The 15,297-nt window shown below is 56.4% G+C and carries 20 protein-coding genes and 2 tRNA genes; 8 read left to right on the top strand and 14 right to left on the bottom strand.

Going from position 1 to position 15,297, the window contains the following annotated elements; translation table 11 throughout:
* Positions 1–20 precede the first annotated feature (20 nt).
* Positions 21–776: a TerC family protein gene (locus AP059_RS12335; protein ID WP_048401689.1), complete on the bottom strand. Its 756-nt coding sequence runs from the start codon at positions 774–776 to the stop codon at positions 21–23.
* A gap of 30 nt (positions 777–806) precedes the next feature.
* On the bottom strand, positions 807–1,049 hold the full coding sequence (locus AP059_RS12330; RefSeq protein WP_059763372.1) for a hypothetical protein: 243 nt from the start codon (positions 1,047–1,049) through the stop codon (positions 807–809).
* Between the two features lie 133 nt (positions 1,050–1,182).
* Here AP059_RS12330 and nhaR point away from each other — a divergent pair, with 133 nt between their 5' ends.
* Positions 1,183–2,088, top strand: a complete 906-nt coding sequence (nhaR, locus tag AP059_RS12325) for a transcriptional activator NhaR (RefSeq protein ID WP_059763373.1) — start codon at positions 1,183–1,185, stop codon at positions 2,086–2,088.
* Here the strand turns inward: nhaR and AP059_RS12320 are convergent.
* On the bottom strand, positions 2,085–3,239 hold the full coding sequence (locus AP059_RS12320) for an MFS transporter (protein WP_059763374.1): 1,155 nt from the start codon (positions 3,237–3,239) through the stop codon (positions 2,085–2,087). The genes nhaR and AP059_RS12320 overlap by 4 nt on opposite strands.
* Before the next feature lie 345 nt (positions 3,240–3,584).
* On the opposite strand from AP059_RS12320, the gene sstT reads away from it, so the two are divergent.
* On the top strand, positions 3,585–4,811 hold the full coding sequence (gene sstT, locus AP059_RS12315; protein ID WP_059763375.1) for a serine/threonine transporter SstT: 1,227 nt from the start codon (positions 3,585–3,587) through the stop codon (positions 4,809–4,811).
* A gap of 79 nt (positions 4,812–4,890) precedes the next feature.
* Here sstT and AP059_RS12310 read toward each other — a convergent pair whose 3' ends face one another.
* The gene (locus AP059_RS12310; protein WP_059763376.1) at positions 4,891–5,400 is read right to left on the bottom strand and encodes a DUF1993 domain-containing protein; all 510 of its coding nucleotides are present in this window, start codon (positions 5,398–5,400) and stop codon (positions 4,891–4,893) included.
* 132 nt (positions 5,401–5,532) lie between these two features.
* Between AP059_RS12310 and AP059_RS12305 the strand changes: the two genes are divergently transcribed.
* Positions 5,533–6,177 carry a YceH family protein gene (locus AP059_RS12305; protein ID WP_059763377.1) on the top strand — a complete coding sequence of 215 codons (645 nt, stop codon included), beginning with the start codon at positions 5,533–5,535 and terminating at the stop codon, positions 6,175–6,177.
* Positions 6,178–6,215: 38 nt separating this feature from the next.
* On the opposite strand, the gene AP059_RS12300 is transcribed toward AP059_RS12305, so the two are convergent.
* Positions 6,216–7,034 (bottom strand): shikimate 5-dehydrogenase, encoded by an 819-nt coding sequence (locus AP059_RS12300; RefSeq protein WP_059763378.1) that lies wholly within the window; start codon positions 7,032–7,034, stop codon positions 6,216–6,218.
* A gap of 233 nt (positions 7,035–7,267) precedes the next feature.
* Here AP059_RS12300 and AP059_RS12295 point away from each other — a divergent pair, with 233 nt between their 5' ends.
* The 3 genes from AP059_RS12295 to AP059_RS22025 all read left to right on the top strand — a co-directional run bounded on the left by AP059_RS12295 (position 7,268) and on the right by AP059_RS22025 (position 8,277).
* Positions 7,268–7,618, top strand: coding sequence for a hypothetical protein (locus tag AP059_RS12295; protein ID WP_059763379.1), 351 nt, complete (start codon positions 7,268–7,270; stop codon positions 7,616–7,618).
* 159 nt (positions 7,619–7,777) lie between these two features.
* Positions 7,778–7,972: a hypothetical protein gene (locus tag AP059_RS12290; RefSeq protein ID WP_048366083.1), complete on the top strand. Its 195-nt coding sequence runs from the start codon at positions 7,778–7,780 to the stop codon at positions 7,970–7,972.
* A 110-nt stretch (positions 7,973–8,082) separates the two neighbouring features.
* Positions 8,083–8,277: a hypothetical protein gene (locus AP059_RS22025; protein WP_082706796.1), complete on the top strand. Its 195-nt coding sequence runs from the start codon at positions 8,083–8,085 to the stop codon at positions 8,275–8,277.
* Here the strand turns inward: AP059_RS22025 and AP059_RS12285 are convergent.
* Together AP059_RS12285 and AP059_RS12280 are read right to left on the bottom strand one after the other, a co-directional pair.
* Positions 8,225–8,536: an AzlD domain-containing protein gene (locus AP059_RS12285; protein ID WP_059763380.1), complete on the bottom strand. Its 312-nt coding sequence runs from the start codon at positions 8,534–8,536 to the stop codon at positions 8,225–8,227. The genes AP059_RS22025 and AP059_RS12285 overlap by 53 nt on opposite strands.
* Entirely contained in the window at positions 8,533–9,228 is a 696-nt protein-coding gene (locus tag AP059_RS12280) for an AzlC family ABC transporter permease (RefSeq protein WP_059763381.1), read from the bottom strand. Before AP059_RS12280 ends, AP059_RS12285 begins: the two co-directional genes overlap by 4 nt.
* 205 nt (positions 9,229–9,433) lie before the next feature.
* Here AP059_RS12280 and AP059_RS12275 point away from each other — a divergent pair, with 205 nt between their 5' ends.
* Complete coding sequence (locus AP059_RS12275) at positions 9,434–9,952, top strand: Dps family protein (protein WP_059763382.1); 519 nt, start codon at positions 9,434–9,436, stop codon at positions 9,950–9,952.
* A gap of 146 nt (positions 9,953–10,098) precedes the next feature.
* Here AP059_RS12275 and AP059_RS12270 read toward each other — a convergent pair whose 3' ends face one another.
* On the bottom strand, positions 10,099–11,040 hold the full coding sequence (locus AP059_RS12270; protein ID WP_059763383.1) for a class I SAM-dependent methyltransferase: 942 nt from the start codon (positions 11,038–11,040) through the stop codon (positions 10,099–10,101).
* 318 nt (positions 11,041–11,358) lie between these two features.
* Between AP059_RS12270 and pbpG the strand changes: the two genes are divergently transcribed.
* The gene (gene pbpG / locus AP059_RS12265) at positions 11,359–12,297 is read left to right on the top strand and encodes a D-alanyl-D-alanine endopeptidase (RefSeq protein WP_059763384.1); all 939 of its coding nucleotides are present in this window, start codon (positions 11,359–11,361) and stop codon (positions 12,295–12,297) included.
* Positions 12,298–12,572: 275 nt separating this feature from the next.
* Here pbpG and AP059_RS22725 read toward each other — a convergent pair whose 3' ends face one another.
* From AP059_RS22725 to AP059_RS12240, 6 genes are all read right to left on the bottom strand, one after another.
* Entirely contained in the window at positions 12,573–12,701 is a 129-nt protein-coding gene (locus AP059_RS22725) for a hypothetical protein (RefSeq protein WP_256209835.1), read from the bottom strand.
* Between the two features lie 187 nt (positions 12,702–12,888).
* Positions 12,889–13,338 carry an Hsp20 family protein gene (locus AP059_RS12260; RefSeq protein WP_048366089.1) on the bottom strand — a complete coding sequence of 150 codons (450 nt, stop codon included), beginning with the start codon at positions 13,336–13,338 and terminating at the stop codon, positions 12,889–12,891.
* A 122-nt stretch (positions 13,339–13,460) separates the two neighbouring features.
* A complete protein-coding gene (locus AP059_RS12255) occupies positions 13,461–14,420 on the bottom strand; it encodes a tRNA dihydrouridine synthase (RefSeq protein ID WP_059763385.1) in 960 nt (319 codons plus the stop codon).
* A 74-nt stretch (positions 14,421–14,494) separates the two neighbouring features.
* Positions 14,495–14,929 carry an acyl-CoA thioesterase gene (locus tag AP059_RS12250; RefSeq protein ID WP_059763386.1) on the bottom strand — a complete coding sequence of 145 codons (435 nt, stop codon included), beginning with the start codon at positions 14,927–14,929 and terminating at the stop codon, positions 14,495–14,497.
* Positions 14,930–15,069: 140 nt separating this feature from the next.
* Positions 15,070–15,145: transfer RNA gene (locus tag AP059_RS12245), tRNA-Glu, on the bottom strand.
* A 76-nt stretch (positions 15,146–15,221) separates the two neighbouring features.
* Positions 15,222–15,297 (bottom strand) — tRNA-Ala (locus tag AP059_RS12240).

Below are 15,297 nucleotides of genomic sequence, written 5' to 3'. Positions count from 1 at the left end.
CCTGCTGCATCACTGCGACGTTACTTCACCAAAGCAGCCTGGCGTTTTTCACGAACCCGTCGCGCCAAAATGTTGAGTGTTTCAACCGTCGCCGAGAACGCCATCGCGGCATACACGTAGCCTTTAGGCACGTGAGCACCAAAACCTTCGGCAATCAAGGTCATGCCAATCATGATCAGGAAGGCCAGCGCCAACATCACCACGGTCGGGTTTTCATTGATGAACTTGGCCAATGGCTCCGATGCCAGCAGCATCACCAACACCGCCACCACAACTGCAATCACCATAATCGGCAAGTGCTCAGTCATACCGACTGCGGTAATGATGCTGTCGATGGAAAACACCAGGTCCAGCATCAGAATCTGCCCAATCGCGGCCGCAAAGCCTAAAGAAATTGCAGACGACTGACCTTCACTCTCACCTTCTGCCTGCGGACTCATGCTGTGGTGAATTTCACTGGTAGCCTTCCATACCAGGAACAAACCACCGGCAATCAGGATCATGTCCTTCCATGAGAAAGCTTGCCCCAGCACTTCAAACACCGGCGTGGTCAACTGCACGATATAAGCGATGGTGCTGAGCAAACCCAGGCGCAAAATCAGCGCCATGCCGATACCAATGCGGCGCGCCTGGGTACGAAATTTTTCCGGCAACTTGTTAGTCAGGATCGAGATGAAGATCAGGTTATCGATCCCCAGCACAATCTCCATCACGATCAATGTGGCCAACGCCACCCAGGCTGTAGGGCTGGCGGCCAGTTGTAAAAGGTATTCCATAGGTGCGATCTGACTCAGTAGTAAGAGGTGTTAAATGGTGTGCGACGACTCTTTGCGCGCTTGCTCGGGTGCCTCTTTGTCATCGGGTGTAGCCCCGGTGACATCATTGAGCGCCTGCTCGGCAGCTTGATGCGTGTCATCAATTGCCTGCTTGGCGCTTTCTGCGGTTTTACTGAGCATCTGCTGCGCGGCTTTTTCCGCTTGATCGCACCCGCCCATCATCAATAGCGCTGCCGCCAACAAGGTCGCCACGCCCGCATTCTTGATTGTCATCGTGTTTTTCCTCTGTCATCGGGGTCGCGGCCTGCACACGCGAATAACGCGGGATTCTAAAGAGGCAAACAGTTCAGGAAAATTCGTATTTTTAAGCACTATACTTCGTTTTTTACGAAGTGTTACCCATCAAATGCTCAACTACCGTCAGCTCCACTACTTCTGGGTTGTTGCCAAAACCGGCAGCATCGTCCGCGCCTGTGAACAATTGAACCTCACGCCCCAGACCATCAGTGGGCAAATCAGCCTGTTTGAGCAGACCTACGGCCTGCCACTGTTTCAACGCGTGGGCCGGCAACTGGAACTCACCGAGACCGGACGCCAGGTGCTGCCCTACGCTGAACAAATTTTTCAAGTGGGCAGCGAACTCCAGAGCATGTTGCGCATGTCGCCCAAGGAGCAGCAGATCTTATTCCGGGTCGGGGTGGCCGATGTGGTCCCCAAATCAATCGTGTATCGCTTGATTGCGCCGACGATGGAGCTGGATGAGCCGATTCGCATCACCTGCCGCGAGGACAAGCTCGATCGCCTGCTCGCGGATCTGGCCATTCAACGCCTGGATTTGGTGATTTCCGACAGCCCGATGCCCTCTCACCTGGACATAAAAGGTCTGAGCCAAAAACTGGGGGAATGCGGGATCAGTTTTTTTGCCACTCATGCGTTGGCTAAACACTACTCAGAAAACTTTCCGCAGTGCTTGCAAGGCGCACCGTTGCTCATACCCGGCCCGGAAACAGTGTTGCGCAGCCGCTTGTTGCGCTGGCTGGCCGAGCTGCAAATTCAGCCACGCATCGTCGGTGAGTTCGATGACAGCGCCCTCATGCAGGCTTTCGGGCAGTCGGGCATTGGCGTTTTTATTGCGCCCAGCGTGATCGCCAAAGAAGTCATGCGCCAGTTTGACGTTGAGCTGATAGGCCACACCGAGGCGGTCACCGAATCGTTTTACGCCATCACCGTGGAGCGCAAGATCAAGCACCCCGGCATCGTTGCGATTACCGAAGGTGCGCGGCGCGAACTGTTTACTGACATGGAGACTTAAGCACAGACCGCGCGGCTTTTAGATGTCATCAGCAACAAAGCCAGCAAGATCGACAGCACAATGAACCCGGCAGCCGCAAAACCCAGGCTGCCCAAGCCGTAATGATCAATCACCCGGCCACCCACCATCGCCCCCAGACCGATACCCAAATTAGCCCCGGCAATGTTGAGCGATGCTGCAAATGCGGGCGCGTGAGGCGCCACTTTCATCAAGCGCACATGGCTCACCAGGAACAGCGCCGCCTGCGTCACGCCCCAAACCCCCATCGCCGCCGCCAGCCCGAGCGTTGAGTGAATGCTGGGCACCAAGGCGACCATCCCGCCGATCATAAAGGCGCAAAACACCATAGAGGCAATCAGCGGATGACGATCCACCATCCGCCCACCCAACGAGTTACCGATCAGACCAACAGCACCGAACCCCATCAGGCACCAACCGACCAGCGTGCCGTTAAAGCCTGCCAACCTTTCCAAAATGTCTGCCAGATAGGTGTAAGCCGTAAACATGCCGCTGAACACCAGCACGGACAGCACAATATGGCCGATCAACAGCGGATTGCGCAGCATGCCGAATTGCGAGCGTAGCGTGACGGTCTCTTTGGCCACGCGAGTGGCGGGCAGGTAGATCCACAGCAGTAAGGCCTTGGCCAAAGCCACGACCGCCAAAATGGCGAACGCACTGCGCCAGCCCCACGCATCCGATATCAGTGTGCCCACTGGAATACCGAATACCGTCGCGCAGACAATCCCGAAGCCGATCTTGGCAATGGCTCGCCCAGCAAAATCAGGACCCACGATATCCACTGCGGTTTCACTGGCCAATGCCCAGAACACCGGCAATCCAAGGGCCGGTAATAACCGGGCAAATGCCATCACCCAAATGTTGGGCGCCAGTGCCGCCACCGTGTTGGCGAAGGCAAACATCAGCAAGATGCCTATGAACAGGCGCTTACGCTCAAATCGTGCGAAATAAGCAGTCAAAAAAGGGCCCAGCGCCGCAACGGTAAAGGCAAACAAGGTCACCAATAAGCCGGCCTGAGGCACGCTCACCTCAAGGTCGCGCGCGATTGATGGCAACAGGCCAACAATGATGAACTCAGTCGTGAGCACAGTAAAACCGGCCGCGGACAGCAGCAAGATAGGCAACAGCATGAAAAACTCCAGAGACAGCAACGCCAGCGAAGCAACGAGTCCGCTGATTTGAAAAAATGTGGGGGAGCGCAATATTAACAGAATGTTTCGATCGTGGCCTGCGTTGAATCCATGCGGGCCAAGCCCTGCGCGTGTGACAGATTGCCCTTGGGCGGGAAAGTTCCTACACCGCTATGATAAAGTCCGCCCCTGCGCCATGGTTTTAGTCACACAGACGTGTTTAACACGCCCGCCTATCATCTGCCGCGCAGGTCCCGTCCTGCGATTTTTGCTGAGCAGCCTGCCCGTTTGCTGTTCGGCGCAAGATCACTGAATGCAATGCCCACAACAACTAGAGAGTCCCCTATGACTGACGCTTCACCTTCCCTGTTGCACCGGCTCAAACGCACCGGCCTGGTGACCCAGATTGTGATCGGATTGATTGCCGGGATTCTGCTGGCCTGGCTCGCGCCCTCAGCTGCACTCTCGGTGGCTTTTATTGGCAAGCTGTTTGTCAGTGCATTGAAAGCCGTCGCACCGATTCTGGTGTTCGTACTGGTCATGGCCTCGATTGCCAACCATAAGCACGGGCAGGAAACCCACATCCGCCCCATCCTGGTCCTCTACCTGTTCGGCACCTTTGCCGCCGCCGTTGTGGCTGTTGTTGCAAGCATGCTCTTTCCTTCGAACCTGGTGCTTTCCACGCAAGACATTGCCGTGTCGGCCCCCGGTGGTATCGGTGAAGTGTTGCAAAGCCTGCTGCTGAGCGTGGTCGACAACCCGGTGAACGCTCTGATGAACGCCAATTTCATTGGCATTCTGGCGTGGGCTATCGGTATGGGCATTGCGATTCGCCATGCCGGAGAGACCACACGCACCGTGCTCAATGACTTGTCGAACGGCGTGACCTTGATCGTGCGCGTCGTAATCCGCTTTGCACCTCTGGGTATTTTCGGGCTGGTGGCTTCGACCCTCGCCTCTTCGGGTTTCAACGCGCTGCTGGGCTACTTGCACCTGCTCGCCGTACTGATCGGCTGCATGCTGTTTGTGGCGTTAGTGGTCAACCCGCTGATCGTATTCTGGAAGCTGCGTCGCAACCCGTTCCCGCTGGTCTTTATGTGTTTGCGTGAAAGTGGCATCACCGCGTTTTTCACTCGCAGCTCCGCCGCCAACATCCCGGTGAACATGGCACTGAGTGAACGTTTAGGGCTGCATGAAGACACCTACTCTGTGTCGATCCCGCTGGGCGCCACCATCAACATGGCAGGTGCGGCGATTACCATTACCGTGCTGAGCCTGGCAGCGGTACACACGCTGGGTATTGAAGTCGATGTGCCGACAGCCATCTTGCTCAGTGTCGTGGCGGCTGTTTGCGCCTGTGGCGCATCGGGCGTGGCGGGTGGTTCGTTACTGCTGATCCCGCTGGCGTGCAGCCTGTTTGGTATCCCGAGCGAGATTGCGATGCAAGTCGTGGCGGTAGGTTTCATCATCGGCATTCTGCAGGATTCGGCAGAAACCGCGCTCAACTCCTCCACCGACGTGTTGTTTACAGCGGCAGCCTGCATGGCTGAAGACAAAGCCGTACAACGCTAAACCTCCCGATATTCAAGCGCAGCCCAGGGCTGCGCTTGAATGCCGACCATGCGCTACTCAGCGCAACGCCCTCTCACACTCAGAACGCACCCATGTAATCGCGCTTGCCGACTTCAACGCCATTGTGGCGAAGGATCGCGTAGGTGGTGGTCACGTGGAAGAAGAACTGGGGCAGACCATAGGTCAACAAGTAAGCCTGACCCGTGAAGCGCTTTTCTTTGGGCGTGCCCTGACGGGTGATGATTTCAATCCCTTCCTTGCCATCAATCTGCTCGGGCTTGATGGTGTCTACAAAGGCCAGCACTTTGCTGATCAATGCTTGCAGCTCTGCAAAAGTTGTTTCGGTGTCGTCGTATTTTGGCAGTTCGATTTGCGCCAGACGTGCCGAAACACCCTTGGCGAAATCGACCGCAATTTGCACCTGACGCACCAGCGCGAACATGTCCGGGGCCAGACGTGCTTGCAGCAACACACTCGGGTCGATGTTCTTGGCCGTCGCGTGCGCCTCAGCTTTGCTCAACACACCGCTCATGGCGTTAAGCATTTGTTTGAACACGGGAATGGAAGCGTCATACAGAGAGATAGTCATGTAAGTCTCGACAGTCTGTGGGCGGGAATTAATGTGCGGCGAATTATAGCCCTGAAGCCGCGCGCAAGCGGCTTGTCTTTTAGCCAGCATTGGTTCTAGGCTAGCCGCCTTCCAACGCACAAGGAAAGCGTGATGAGCACAGAACACGATACCGACGTCGAACCCCGGCTCAATAGCACGGAAATTCGCATCCTCGGCTCCTTGATCGAGAAACAGGCCACCCACCCCGATACCTACCCGCTGACCCTCAACGCACTGGTACTGGCCTGCAATCAAAAAACCAGCCGCGAACCGGTGATGAATCTAAGTCAGGGCCAGGTCGGACAAAGTTTGCGCGCCCTTGAAGGTCGAGGCTTCACTCGTTTGGTGATGGGCAGCCGTGCAGATCGCTGGGAGCACCGGGTCGATAAGGTACTGGAGCTTGTGCCCGCCCAGATGGTGTTGATCGGGCTGCTCTTTCTGCGCGGCCCGCAAACCCTGAATGAGCTGCTGACCCGCAGCGCGCGCTTGCACGACTTTGAAGACACTGAGCAAGTACAGCACCCGTTGGAACGATTGATTGCGCGCGATCTGGTCCTGCTGCTACCTCGCCAGAATGGTCAGCGTGAAGACCGCTACATGCACGCGCTAGGCGATCCGGCTGACATCGAAACGATCATGGCCGCTCGCCAGCAGCCGGCCGAGCGCGGCGCAAGCGCTGGCATCTCGCTGGAGCGTTTCGAAGCGCTGGAGGCTCGGATCACCGCGCTCGAAGCGCGCCTGGCCGAACTTGAGTAAACAGTTGGCCGGATGAGCTGGCTCATCCGGCCACCCCCTCAACGGCGCGCGAACTCGACAGCCGCCTGAAATTGCTCAGGGGTCGGGCGCACGCCGGTGTACAGCACAAATTGCTCTACGGCCTGAATCGCAATGACCTCAAGCCCGGTAATTACCTGCTTGCCTTGAGCGCGACCACGAACGATCAAAGGGGTTTCAGAGGGAATCGCCACCACATCGAAGATGATTGACGCCTGATCAATCGCCCCGGCCTCGAACGCCAATTGATCGGCCTCTGCCCCGCCACTCATACCCACTGGCGTGACATTGATCAGCATCTGCGGGCGCTGCGCACCCAGCTCAGGTTGCCATTGATAGCCACAGTTGGCGGCCAATGCCGTGCCACTCGCTTCATTTCGCGCCACGATCAAACCATTGCGATAGCCCCCGTCCCGTAGCGCCGAGGCAACTGCTTTGGCCATGCCGCCACTGCCACGCAAGGCAAACGTGGTGTCTTTCGCCACTTGATGGGTTTCAAGCAACTGCGCAATGGCGATGTAGTCGGTGTTGTACGCTTTGAGGTGACCGTCGGTATTGACGATGGTGTTGATCGAATCAATGGCCTTGGCCGACATATCCAGCTCGTCGACCAAAGCAATGCAAGCTTCCTTGAAAGGCATGGACACACCGCAACCACGAATACCCAACGCCCGAATACCGGTGATTGCGCCTGCCAGATCCTGGCTGCTGAACGCCTTGTAGTAGTAGTTGAGGTCCAGTTGGCCATACAGATGGTTATGAAAACGCAACCCGAAATTCCCCGGCCGGCCCGACAGCGATATGCACAGTCGAGTGTCTTTGTTCGGATTCATTTGCATGCTCATCTCCAGGCAGAACGCTTTCAGATAAACGGCCAGAGCCGTTTCGAGTGTTTTGGTTAATCATGGACGGGCAGATCACGCTGAAACGTGTCAGCTGGCGCAGACCTTACACAACATTTACCGATGCGCGCCGCCGTTTTTTCAAGAAATGCGGTCTGAGTGTTATCCCCGCACTCATTTTGTGGCCTGGTACAGGCCAAATTGCCGGGGCTGGAATTCGAGGATTCGTCATGTTGCGCAGTATCTCAAAAGTCGCTTTGCTGATTGGCGCATTGGCTGTCGCCGGCCAAGCCTCTGCCCACGGTGGCTGGGGCCCTGGCCCGGCCCTGTTTGGTGCAGTGGTGGGCGGTGCGATCATCGGCTCGGTCATTTCGAGCCACGATCAACGCCCGGTCTACGTGCAACAACCGGTCTATGCTCAGCCCCAGCCGGTATATGTACAGGCGCCACCGGTGTATTACCAGCCACAACCGGTGTATGTGCCACCCCCCCAACCCGTTTATTACCAGGGTTACTATGGCCGGCCACAACCGGTGTATTACGGCCCACCACGCGGTTACTACGGCCCGCCGCGCTGGTAACGGCAGCTGGTCTGGATAGATGATGTGAATGTCGCAGGTAAGACACAAAATGTAACTTATCTGCGGCATGATTAATGCCGTGCGTACCCGCAGGCTTGCCACTGATGGCTGAACCACCTGCTTACACACCTTAATACCTATAAAAACAAGGAAGGCTCCATGCCAACACAGAACCCTCACCACACCGCTGGCTTGTGCACCTCCAGCAAGGTTTACAACGCACTCACCGAACTCAAACAACTCGAAGGGCATCGCTCTGCCAAGCTGGTCTCACTGCTGGCGCAGCATTTGGTCAACAAAGGGTTGATCAGCGATCACGAAGTCATGCACATGCTGGACCTGGTGGTGGATTAACCTGCCACACGCACTACCCTCATCACTGTCGATGGCGACTATCAAGCGCAATGATTTTTTGTACCGCGGCGCACGCCGTAAGGTGCTCTCATTGATTGATGGAGGTGTGTATGTCCAAGATTCATGTCATGTCCGTGGTGGGCAGTGCAGTACCCGCCCCGCTTCGCGCCAATGGGCTGTTAGCGTGCTGGTACGTGGTGATCGACGGAGTGCCTGTCAGCGGCCCGTTTACGTCTCGCGCCGCCGCCCAGGTCAAAGCCACCTGCGAAACAGATAAAACAGCGCCACACTGCACACGACACTGAGCAACACGTTGCGGCGCCAGAGCATCAGGCCAATGGCACACAACCCGGCCAGCAGGTATGGGTTGCCGGGGCTTAGATCCAGCGTGTGTTCCTTGACGAAAATAATCGGCCCGCAAATTGCGGTCAGCATGCCCGGCACCGCAAAGCCCAAAAATTCCTTGACCCCGCGGTTCAAACGGATCGGCAAGCGCGGCTCAAGAAACAGATAACGGTTGAAAAAAAGAATCAACGCCATCCCGACAATAATGACCCACATCATTCGAAAAACACTCCCGCCCGTTTGCTCAAATACCCTGCGGCCATCCCGGCCAACCCCGCCAGCACAATGGCCGACTCCCACTGCCAGTAACTGAACAGCACCACGCTGAGCAGTGAAACCGCCACACACATGATGGTCGGCACATTGCGCACCACAGGCGTGATCAAGGCGATAAAAGTCGCGGCAATCGAAAACTCCAGCCCAAGCTGATCCAGCCCCGGAATACTCTTGCCCAGCACCACGCCGAGCAGCGTGAACAGGTTCCAGCCGATGTACATGCACAAGCCCACGCCCAGTGCGTACCAGCGGTTAAACGTCTGGCGGTCATGGCTGCTCACCAACGCAAAAAATTCATCCGTCAGTAAAAAACCCAGACCAAACCGCCACTTGGCAGGCAAAGGCGAAACCACAGGGCGCAGGTGCATGGCATACAACAGATGCTGTGAAGTCAGGAGCAAGGTCGTTAACAGGATAGACAGCGCACTGGCGCCACCCTTGATCATGCCAATTGCCACCAACTGAGCCGCACCGGCAAACACCAGCACCGACAAACCCTGGCTTTGAGCGGGGGTCAATTGCGCATCAATGGCCGTCGATCCGGCCAGAAGCCCCCAGGGCGCACACGCCAGCGTCAAGGGAAGACAAGCAATCACGCCACGCATGAACGCGACGCGGGGAATCGAATCAGGCATTTAAAACTTCCGGGCAGTGGGCAGCGTCAAAGCGTCGCAACAAACGCAGGCAAAGTCTTGAACAATCTTGCTCAGCGGGCCTTCAAACCCTTGAAATACCGCACTGGCGCGGCTTGGCTCGTTTGACGAAAGACCAATCCTGGTCTTAAGTCAGCCCGAATCAATATCTGTTAACTCCCATCCACAGCTTCCACGAGGAACCATCATGAAAGACCTGAAATCCGCCAAGGAAACCAGAAAGGCCGATCTGCGGACACCTTCGGCGCTGAGCGATGAAGCCTGCATCAACATTGCAGCCGAAGTGAATGCGCTGCTGGCTGATACGTTCGCCATTTACATGAAGACCAAAAACTTTCACTGGCACATGTCCGGCCCGCACTTTCGCGACTTCCATCTGCTGCTGGACGAGCAATCCGATCAAATTTTCGCCACCACAGACGCCATCGCCGAACGCGTGCGCAAGCTGGGGCGCACCACCATCCGCTCTATAGGTCACATCAAAAAGCTGCAACGCCTGCTGGATAACGATGCCGATTTCGTGACCCCGGAAGACATGCTGGCCGAACTGCGCGAAGACAACATTCAACTGGCGGCCTACATGCGCGAAACCCACGACATGTGTTCCGAGCTGGGCGACGTGGCCACCACCAGCCTGCTGGAAAACTGGATTGATGAAGCTGAGCGCCGCGTCTGGTTCCTGTTTGAATCGTCGCGTACCAAATAAACCAAAACGGCGGATTGATCGTGATCAATCCGCCGTTTTAGATGAATTTAGTTTCACCCAGCCAGTGAATGTCAGGCGGTATATTGCCCCTGCTCATTCAATGAACCCTTCGCCCGCACCCTCCCCCGCGGGCTTTTTTTTGCCCCTCAAATACCTTGTTTGAACACCAGCGCTTTCAAGCCGCATTCGGCGTCTGCGTCAGGGAACTCCGGGGGATTGTCAAGGCGCTGCTCAAAACGCAAACCCGGCGCATGCTCGGTCACGCCTTCGATCAAAAAGTCTGACCCCAGCGAAGGATCATTCATGCACGCCAAAACCAGACCGTTTTCACTCAACAGTTCCGGCAGGCGTCGTACTACCCGCTGGTAATCCTTGGTCAACAGAAAGCTGCCTTTCTGAAAGGACGGTGGGTCGATGATGACAAGATCATAGGGACCGGTACTTTTTACCTTGCCCCATGACTTGAACAGCTCGTGCCCCAGAAACGTCACCTTACTCATGTCATGGCCATTGAGACGATGGTTGTCGCGGCCACGGCTCAAGGCCGCGCGGGACATGTCGAGGTTAACCACATGCTGTGCACCACCGGCAATCGCAGCCACCGAGAACCCGCAGGTGTAGGCAAACAGATTCAACACCCGCTTGCCTTCGGCCTGCGCTTTGACCCAATCACGGCCATAACGCATGTCGAGAAACAGCCCATTGTTCTGCTTGCGCCCCAGGTCCACCCGATAGCGCAACCCGCCTTCGGTCAGCGTGCATTCATCAATGGCCTCACCCACCAGCCATTCACTGTCGCTTTGCAACGTGTAGCGATGCTGCACGACCAATGTGTGCGCACCACACGCTTGCCACACCGGGGTATGCGCAAGGTCCAGCAGCAGCGCTTTCAGCGCAACCAGTGATGGCGCTTCAGGCTCTTTGAACAGCGAAACCAGCACCACGCCTTGCAGCCAGTCCACCGTTAGCTGCTCCAATCCCGGCCAGCAACGACCGCGCCCGTGAAACAGACGTCGGGTTTCGTCGGGCACGTTTTCAAGCGCAGACAGAAGATGCAGATGGAGGGTGGACAGCGCTTGAGGGGTCATCGTGTGAGCCGGTCATTTCAAAGGGCGGGCATTTTACACAATTGCCACGCGATGCGATGGCTTGGCGCAGACGATGAAGTGTCTGTTCAGCGTGCGCTCAGCGTTGTACTGCTACCCTCTTGGCAGGCAGGCGATCTTGCTGACTGGCAGTGCACATCAGGCAAACACGAAACGTATGATTTACGCGAAAAAGGTGCTCTAAAGGCCCGTTTATTCACGCATTTGCGCGATTATTGATACATACTCTCTAAGTGTAACGTGATGTGTATAACAGCACTGACAGCCAGGCACTTCCTAACCCTTATTGAGTCAATCTGCGTGAAAATTCATCTTTCGATTCTTGGCCTATTTTTAGTTCTTACAGGCACCGCTGCTTGCTCAGTCGCCGCAGCGAATGAGAGCACCTCAGCCCCGCGCGACACATCACAACTGCACATCGCTTCAGGCAGCGCGATGTTGGTTGATCTGCAAACCAACAAGATCATCTACGCCAGCAACCCCGACGTGGTGGTGCCGATTGCTTCGGTCTCCAAGCTGATGACCGCTATGGTGGTGCTCGATGCCAAACTGACAATGGATGAGTACATCGCGGTCAACATCAACGACACGCCGGAAATGAAAGGCGTGTTTTCACGGGTCAAGCTTGGCAGTGAGCTGACCCGCCACGACATGATGCTGATTACATTGATGTCCTCTGAAAACCGTGCCGCTGCCACCCTCGCGCACCATTACCCTGGCGGCTACGTGGCGTTTATTGCCGCCATGAACGCCAAGGCCAAAAGTCTGGGCATGATGCATACCCATTACGTTGAGCCGACCGGCCTGTCGATTCACAACGTGTCCACCGCCCGCGACCTCAGCAAGCTACTGGCCGCCGCGCGTAAATACCCGATGCTGAGCCAGTTGAGCACCACCAAAGAAAAAACCGTGGCGTTCAGAAAACCGAATTACACCCTGGGTTTTCACAACACCGATCACCTGGTGAACAAGGACAAGTGGAACATCAAAATCACCAAGACCGGGTTCACCAATCAGGCCGGGCACTGCCTGGTGCTGGTGACTGAAATGGGCAACCGGCCGGTATCGCTGGTGATTCTGGATGCGTTCGGCAAATACACGCATTTTGCCGATGCCAGCCGTATCCGCAACTGGATAGAAACCGGCAAAAGTGGCAGCGTGCCGGATGTAGCCTTGCGCTACAAAGCGGACAAAAACCTTAAAGCACGTCCAACCGCCCAGCCTCACAACCCAAAGTAAAACCCGTTACCCAGGCCCGCAATGCCGGGCCTGGATCAACGTCGCTTAATTGCTTGCTGACGGGTATGCAGGGCGCATTCGTTGTCGAGCAACAGGCTTGCGAGCGCGCCGAACTGTTCAGGGTCATATTCAACCTGCCCGGTGCAAAGACGCTTCTCACAGCCCCATAGAGGGCGCGCATTTGATGCTTGTGCGCTCTCGTGCAAGCGCGCCAGGTAAAAGTGCAGGCACTTGCCTCGGGGAGAGGTCGAAGACAAATGCCTGCGTGCTGCTCATCAGCTTTTTGCGTCCGGCTTTTTGGGTTTTTTGATGGTTTCGAGGGTGCTCTCCCGCGGTCGACGCTTGGCCTCTTCCAAAGGAATGAATAGCCCGGTGACTGCATCGCGCGCGCGTTTGTTCTTCATCTACTTCACCTGCGGGTTGTGCCAAACACCGTATGTGTTCGGCCAGTGCTCTACAGGCTAGTTGAACAAAAAACGCTTTATCGCCCACAGAAACAAACGCTTGCAGATCTGTGCACGCGGCTCACCCTCCCTAAAACAAAGAACCCCGCCTGACGAGACGGGGTTCATGGCTAGCACCTGCTGTGGATCAGTGTTGCAGCGCTGGCTGCTCCCCATTGATAGGGATGCGTTTGGCTTTCGCTTCTTCAGGCACCACCCGTTGCAGATCAATACTTAGCAGGCCATTGCTCAAGTTGGCGCCTTTGATCTCGATATGGTCGTCGAGACGGAAGGACAATTTGAATGCCCGTTGCGCAATACCCTGATGCAAATAGGTCAAGCCTTCATCATTGCTGGCTTCACGTTTGCTTCCACTGACGCTCAGCACACCTTTTTCAACTTGCAGGTCCAGGTCATCTTGTTGGAAGCCTGCCGCAGCGACGACGATGCGGTAGCTGTCTTCGCCACGTTTTTCTACGTTGTAAGGTGGGTAGCCCCCACTGGTGTCATTACGCAGCGCTGTTTCGAACAAATCACTAAAACGGTCAAAGCCGACAGAATTACGGAACAGTGGCGCCAGAGAAAATGCAGTGCTCATAATTTATGCCTCCTGATTTCAGCGAGTTTTTTATTCGCGACCCGGTTTCGGCATCGCGTACCCACTAAATAAGGACCGGCAAAATCATTTCAAGGGGCTTTTTCAAATTTTTTTTGGGCCGATCAAATCGCGCCCTCAGGCGGGTTATTCACCAGATACCGCACCTTTTCACAGTCGGTTTCGCGGCGCATGGCGTTGAACAGCACCATCGCCTCAGGGTAATTACGCGTCAACATGGCCAGCCATTGCTTGAGCCGGCCCGGCGCTGAACGCGGGGTCAACTGGGCCTGCGCCTGCGCCCAGAAATCGCGAATCATGGGCTGCAAATCGGCCCAGGTCATTTCTACGATCTCTTCGCCCGCACGGGCGGCTGCGATCTGGCGTGCCAGGTCGGGGCGCGAGACCAGGCCGCGCCCCAGCATGATGTCTTCAGCACCGCTGATTTCCCGGCAACGCCGCCAGTCATCGACCGACCAAATATCGCCATTGGCAAAGACCGGCACGTTGACGGCCTCTTGCACTTGCGCGATGTACTCCCAATGCGCAGGTGGTTTATAGCCGTCCATCTTGGTTCGGGCGTGCACCACGATCTGACTCGCACCGCCCTCAGCCAGCGCGATGGCGCATTCATTGGCGCTGTCGGGAGTATCGAAACCCAGACGCATTTTGGCCGTGACCGGGATATGCGCGGGCACGGTGCGCCGCACCTGCAACAAGATCGCGTGCAGCAACTCAGGCTCTTTGAGCAGTACGGCGCCGCCGCGCGACTTGTTCACCGTCTTGGCCGGGCAACCGAAATTAAGGTCGATGACCTCAGAACCCAACTGGCAAGCCAGTGCCGCGTTATCCGCCAGGCACGCTGGGTCCGAACCCAGCAACTGCACACGCAGCGGCACCCCGGCACGGGTTTTGGCGCCGTGCTGGAGTTCAGGGGCGAACTTGTGGAAGTAGGCTTCTGGTAGCAGGCGCTCAGTAACCCGAATAAATTCGGTCACGCACCAATCAATACCGCCGGTGCGGGTCAGGACATCACGCAGGATGTTGTCGACCAACCCCTCCATCGGCGCCAAAGCAATTTGCATGGGTGACTCTCATAAAAAACGTGCCGCAGTTTACGGTGTTCCGTGGGGAATCGGTATCAAGCCGTGAGCCTTTGTCATCCGCTAACGACCGCCGGGCCATAGCCTTCCAGGAACTCAGGCGGCAAGCGCTTGGCTTTGCCACTGGACAGCTCGATACACACAAAGGTGGTGTGCGCGCGCAGCAAGGTCTTGCCATCGCAGGGCCTTACCAGTTGGAAGCGGCGGGTCATGCGCAGGCGCTGGTCACAGTCAACAATCCAGGTGGCCAGCTGTAATTCGTCGCCTTCATAGGCGCTGGCCAGATAGTCGATTTCATGCCGGGCCACCGCCATGGCACGGTCCAGACGCCGGTATTCGGTCAGGTCCAGACCCAGGCGCTGTGAGTGGCGCCAGGCGCACCGCTCAAGCCACACGACATAGGCTGCGTTGTTGGCATGCCCAAACCCGTCAATGTCTTCAGCCTGCACCTGTAGATCAATGATGAATGGTGTTGCCAAATCCCACGTCATGCCCAGCTCCACGCTCCAATAAAGGGCGCAGTGTAACGCAGGGTTAGAAGGAGGTGCAGCGACAGGCTTAAAACGCAGACAAACAAAAGGGCCATTCAATAATTGAATGACCCTTAAAAATCCCGCAGAGCGGGTAATCGTGGCGTCCCCTAGGGGACTCGAACCCCTGTTACCGCCGTGAAAGGGCGGTGTCCTAGGCCACTAGACGAAGGGGACACAAACCCTTCTAACAGTGATCAAGCTTAAGCTTGATCGATTCAACGCCAGTGTGGCCCGACGTTGAACTGTAAATTGGTGGAGCTAAACGGGATCGAACCGTTGACCTCCTGCATGCCATGCAGGCGCTCTCCCAGCTGAGCTATAGCCCC

This window comes from Pseudomonas sp. TAA207 (assembly GCF_001529285.1).
GTDB classification, from domain to species: Bacteria; Pseudomonadota; Gammaproteobacteria; order Pseudomonadales; family Pseudomonadaceae; genus Aquipseudomonas; species Aquipseudomonas weihenstephanensis.
The sequence above is the reverse complement of the archived record's forward strand: the minus strand, read 5'-3'. Positions and strand labels throughout refer to the sequence as shown.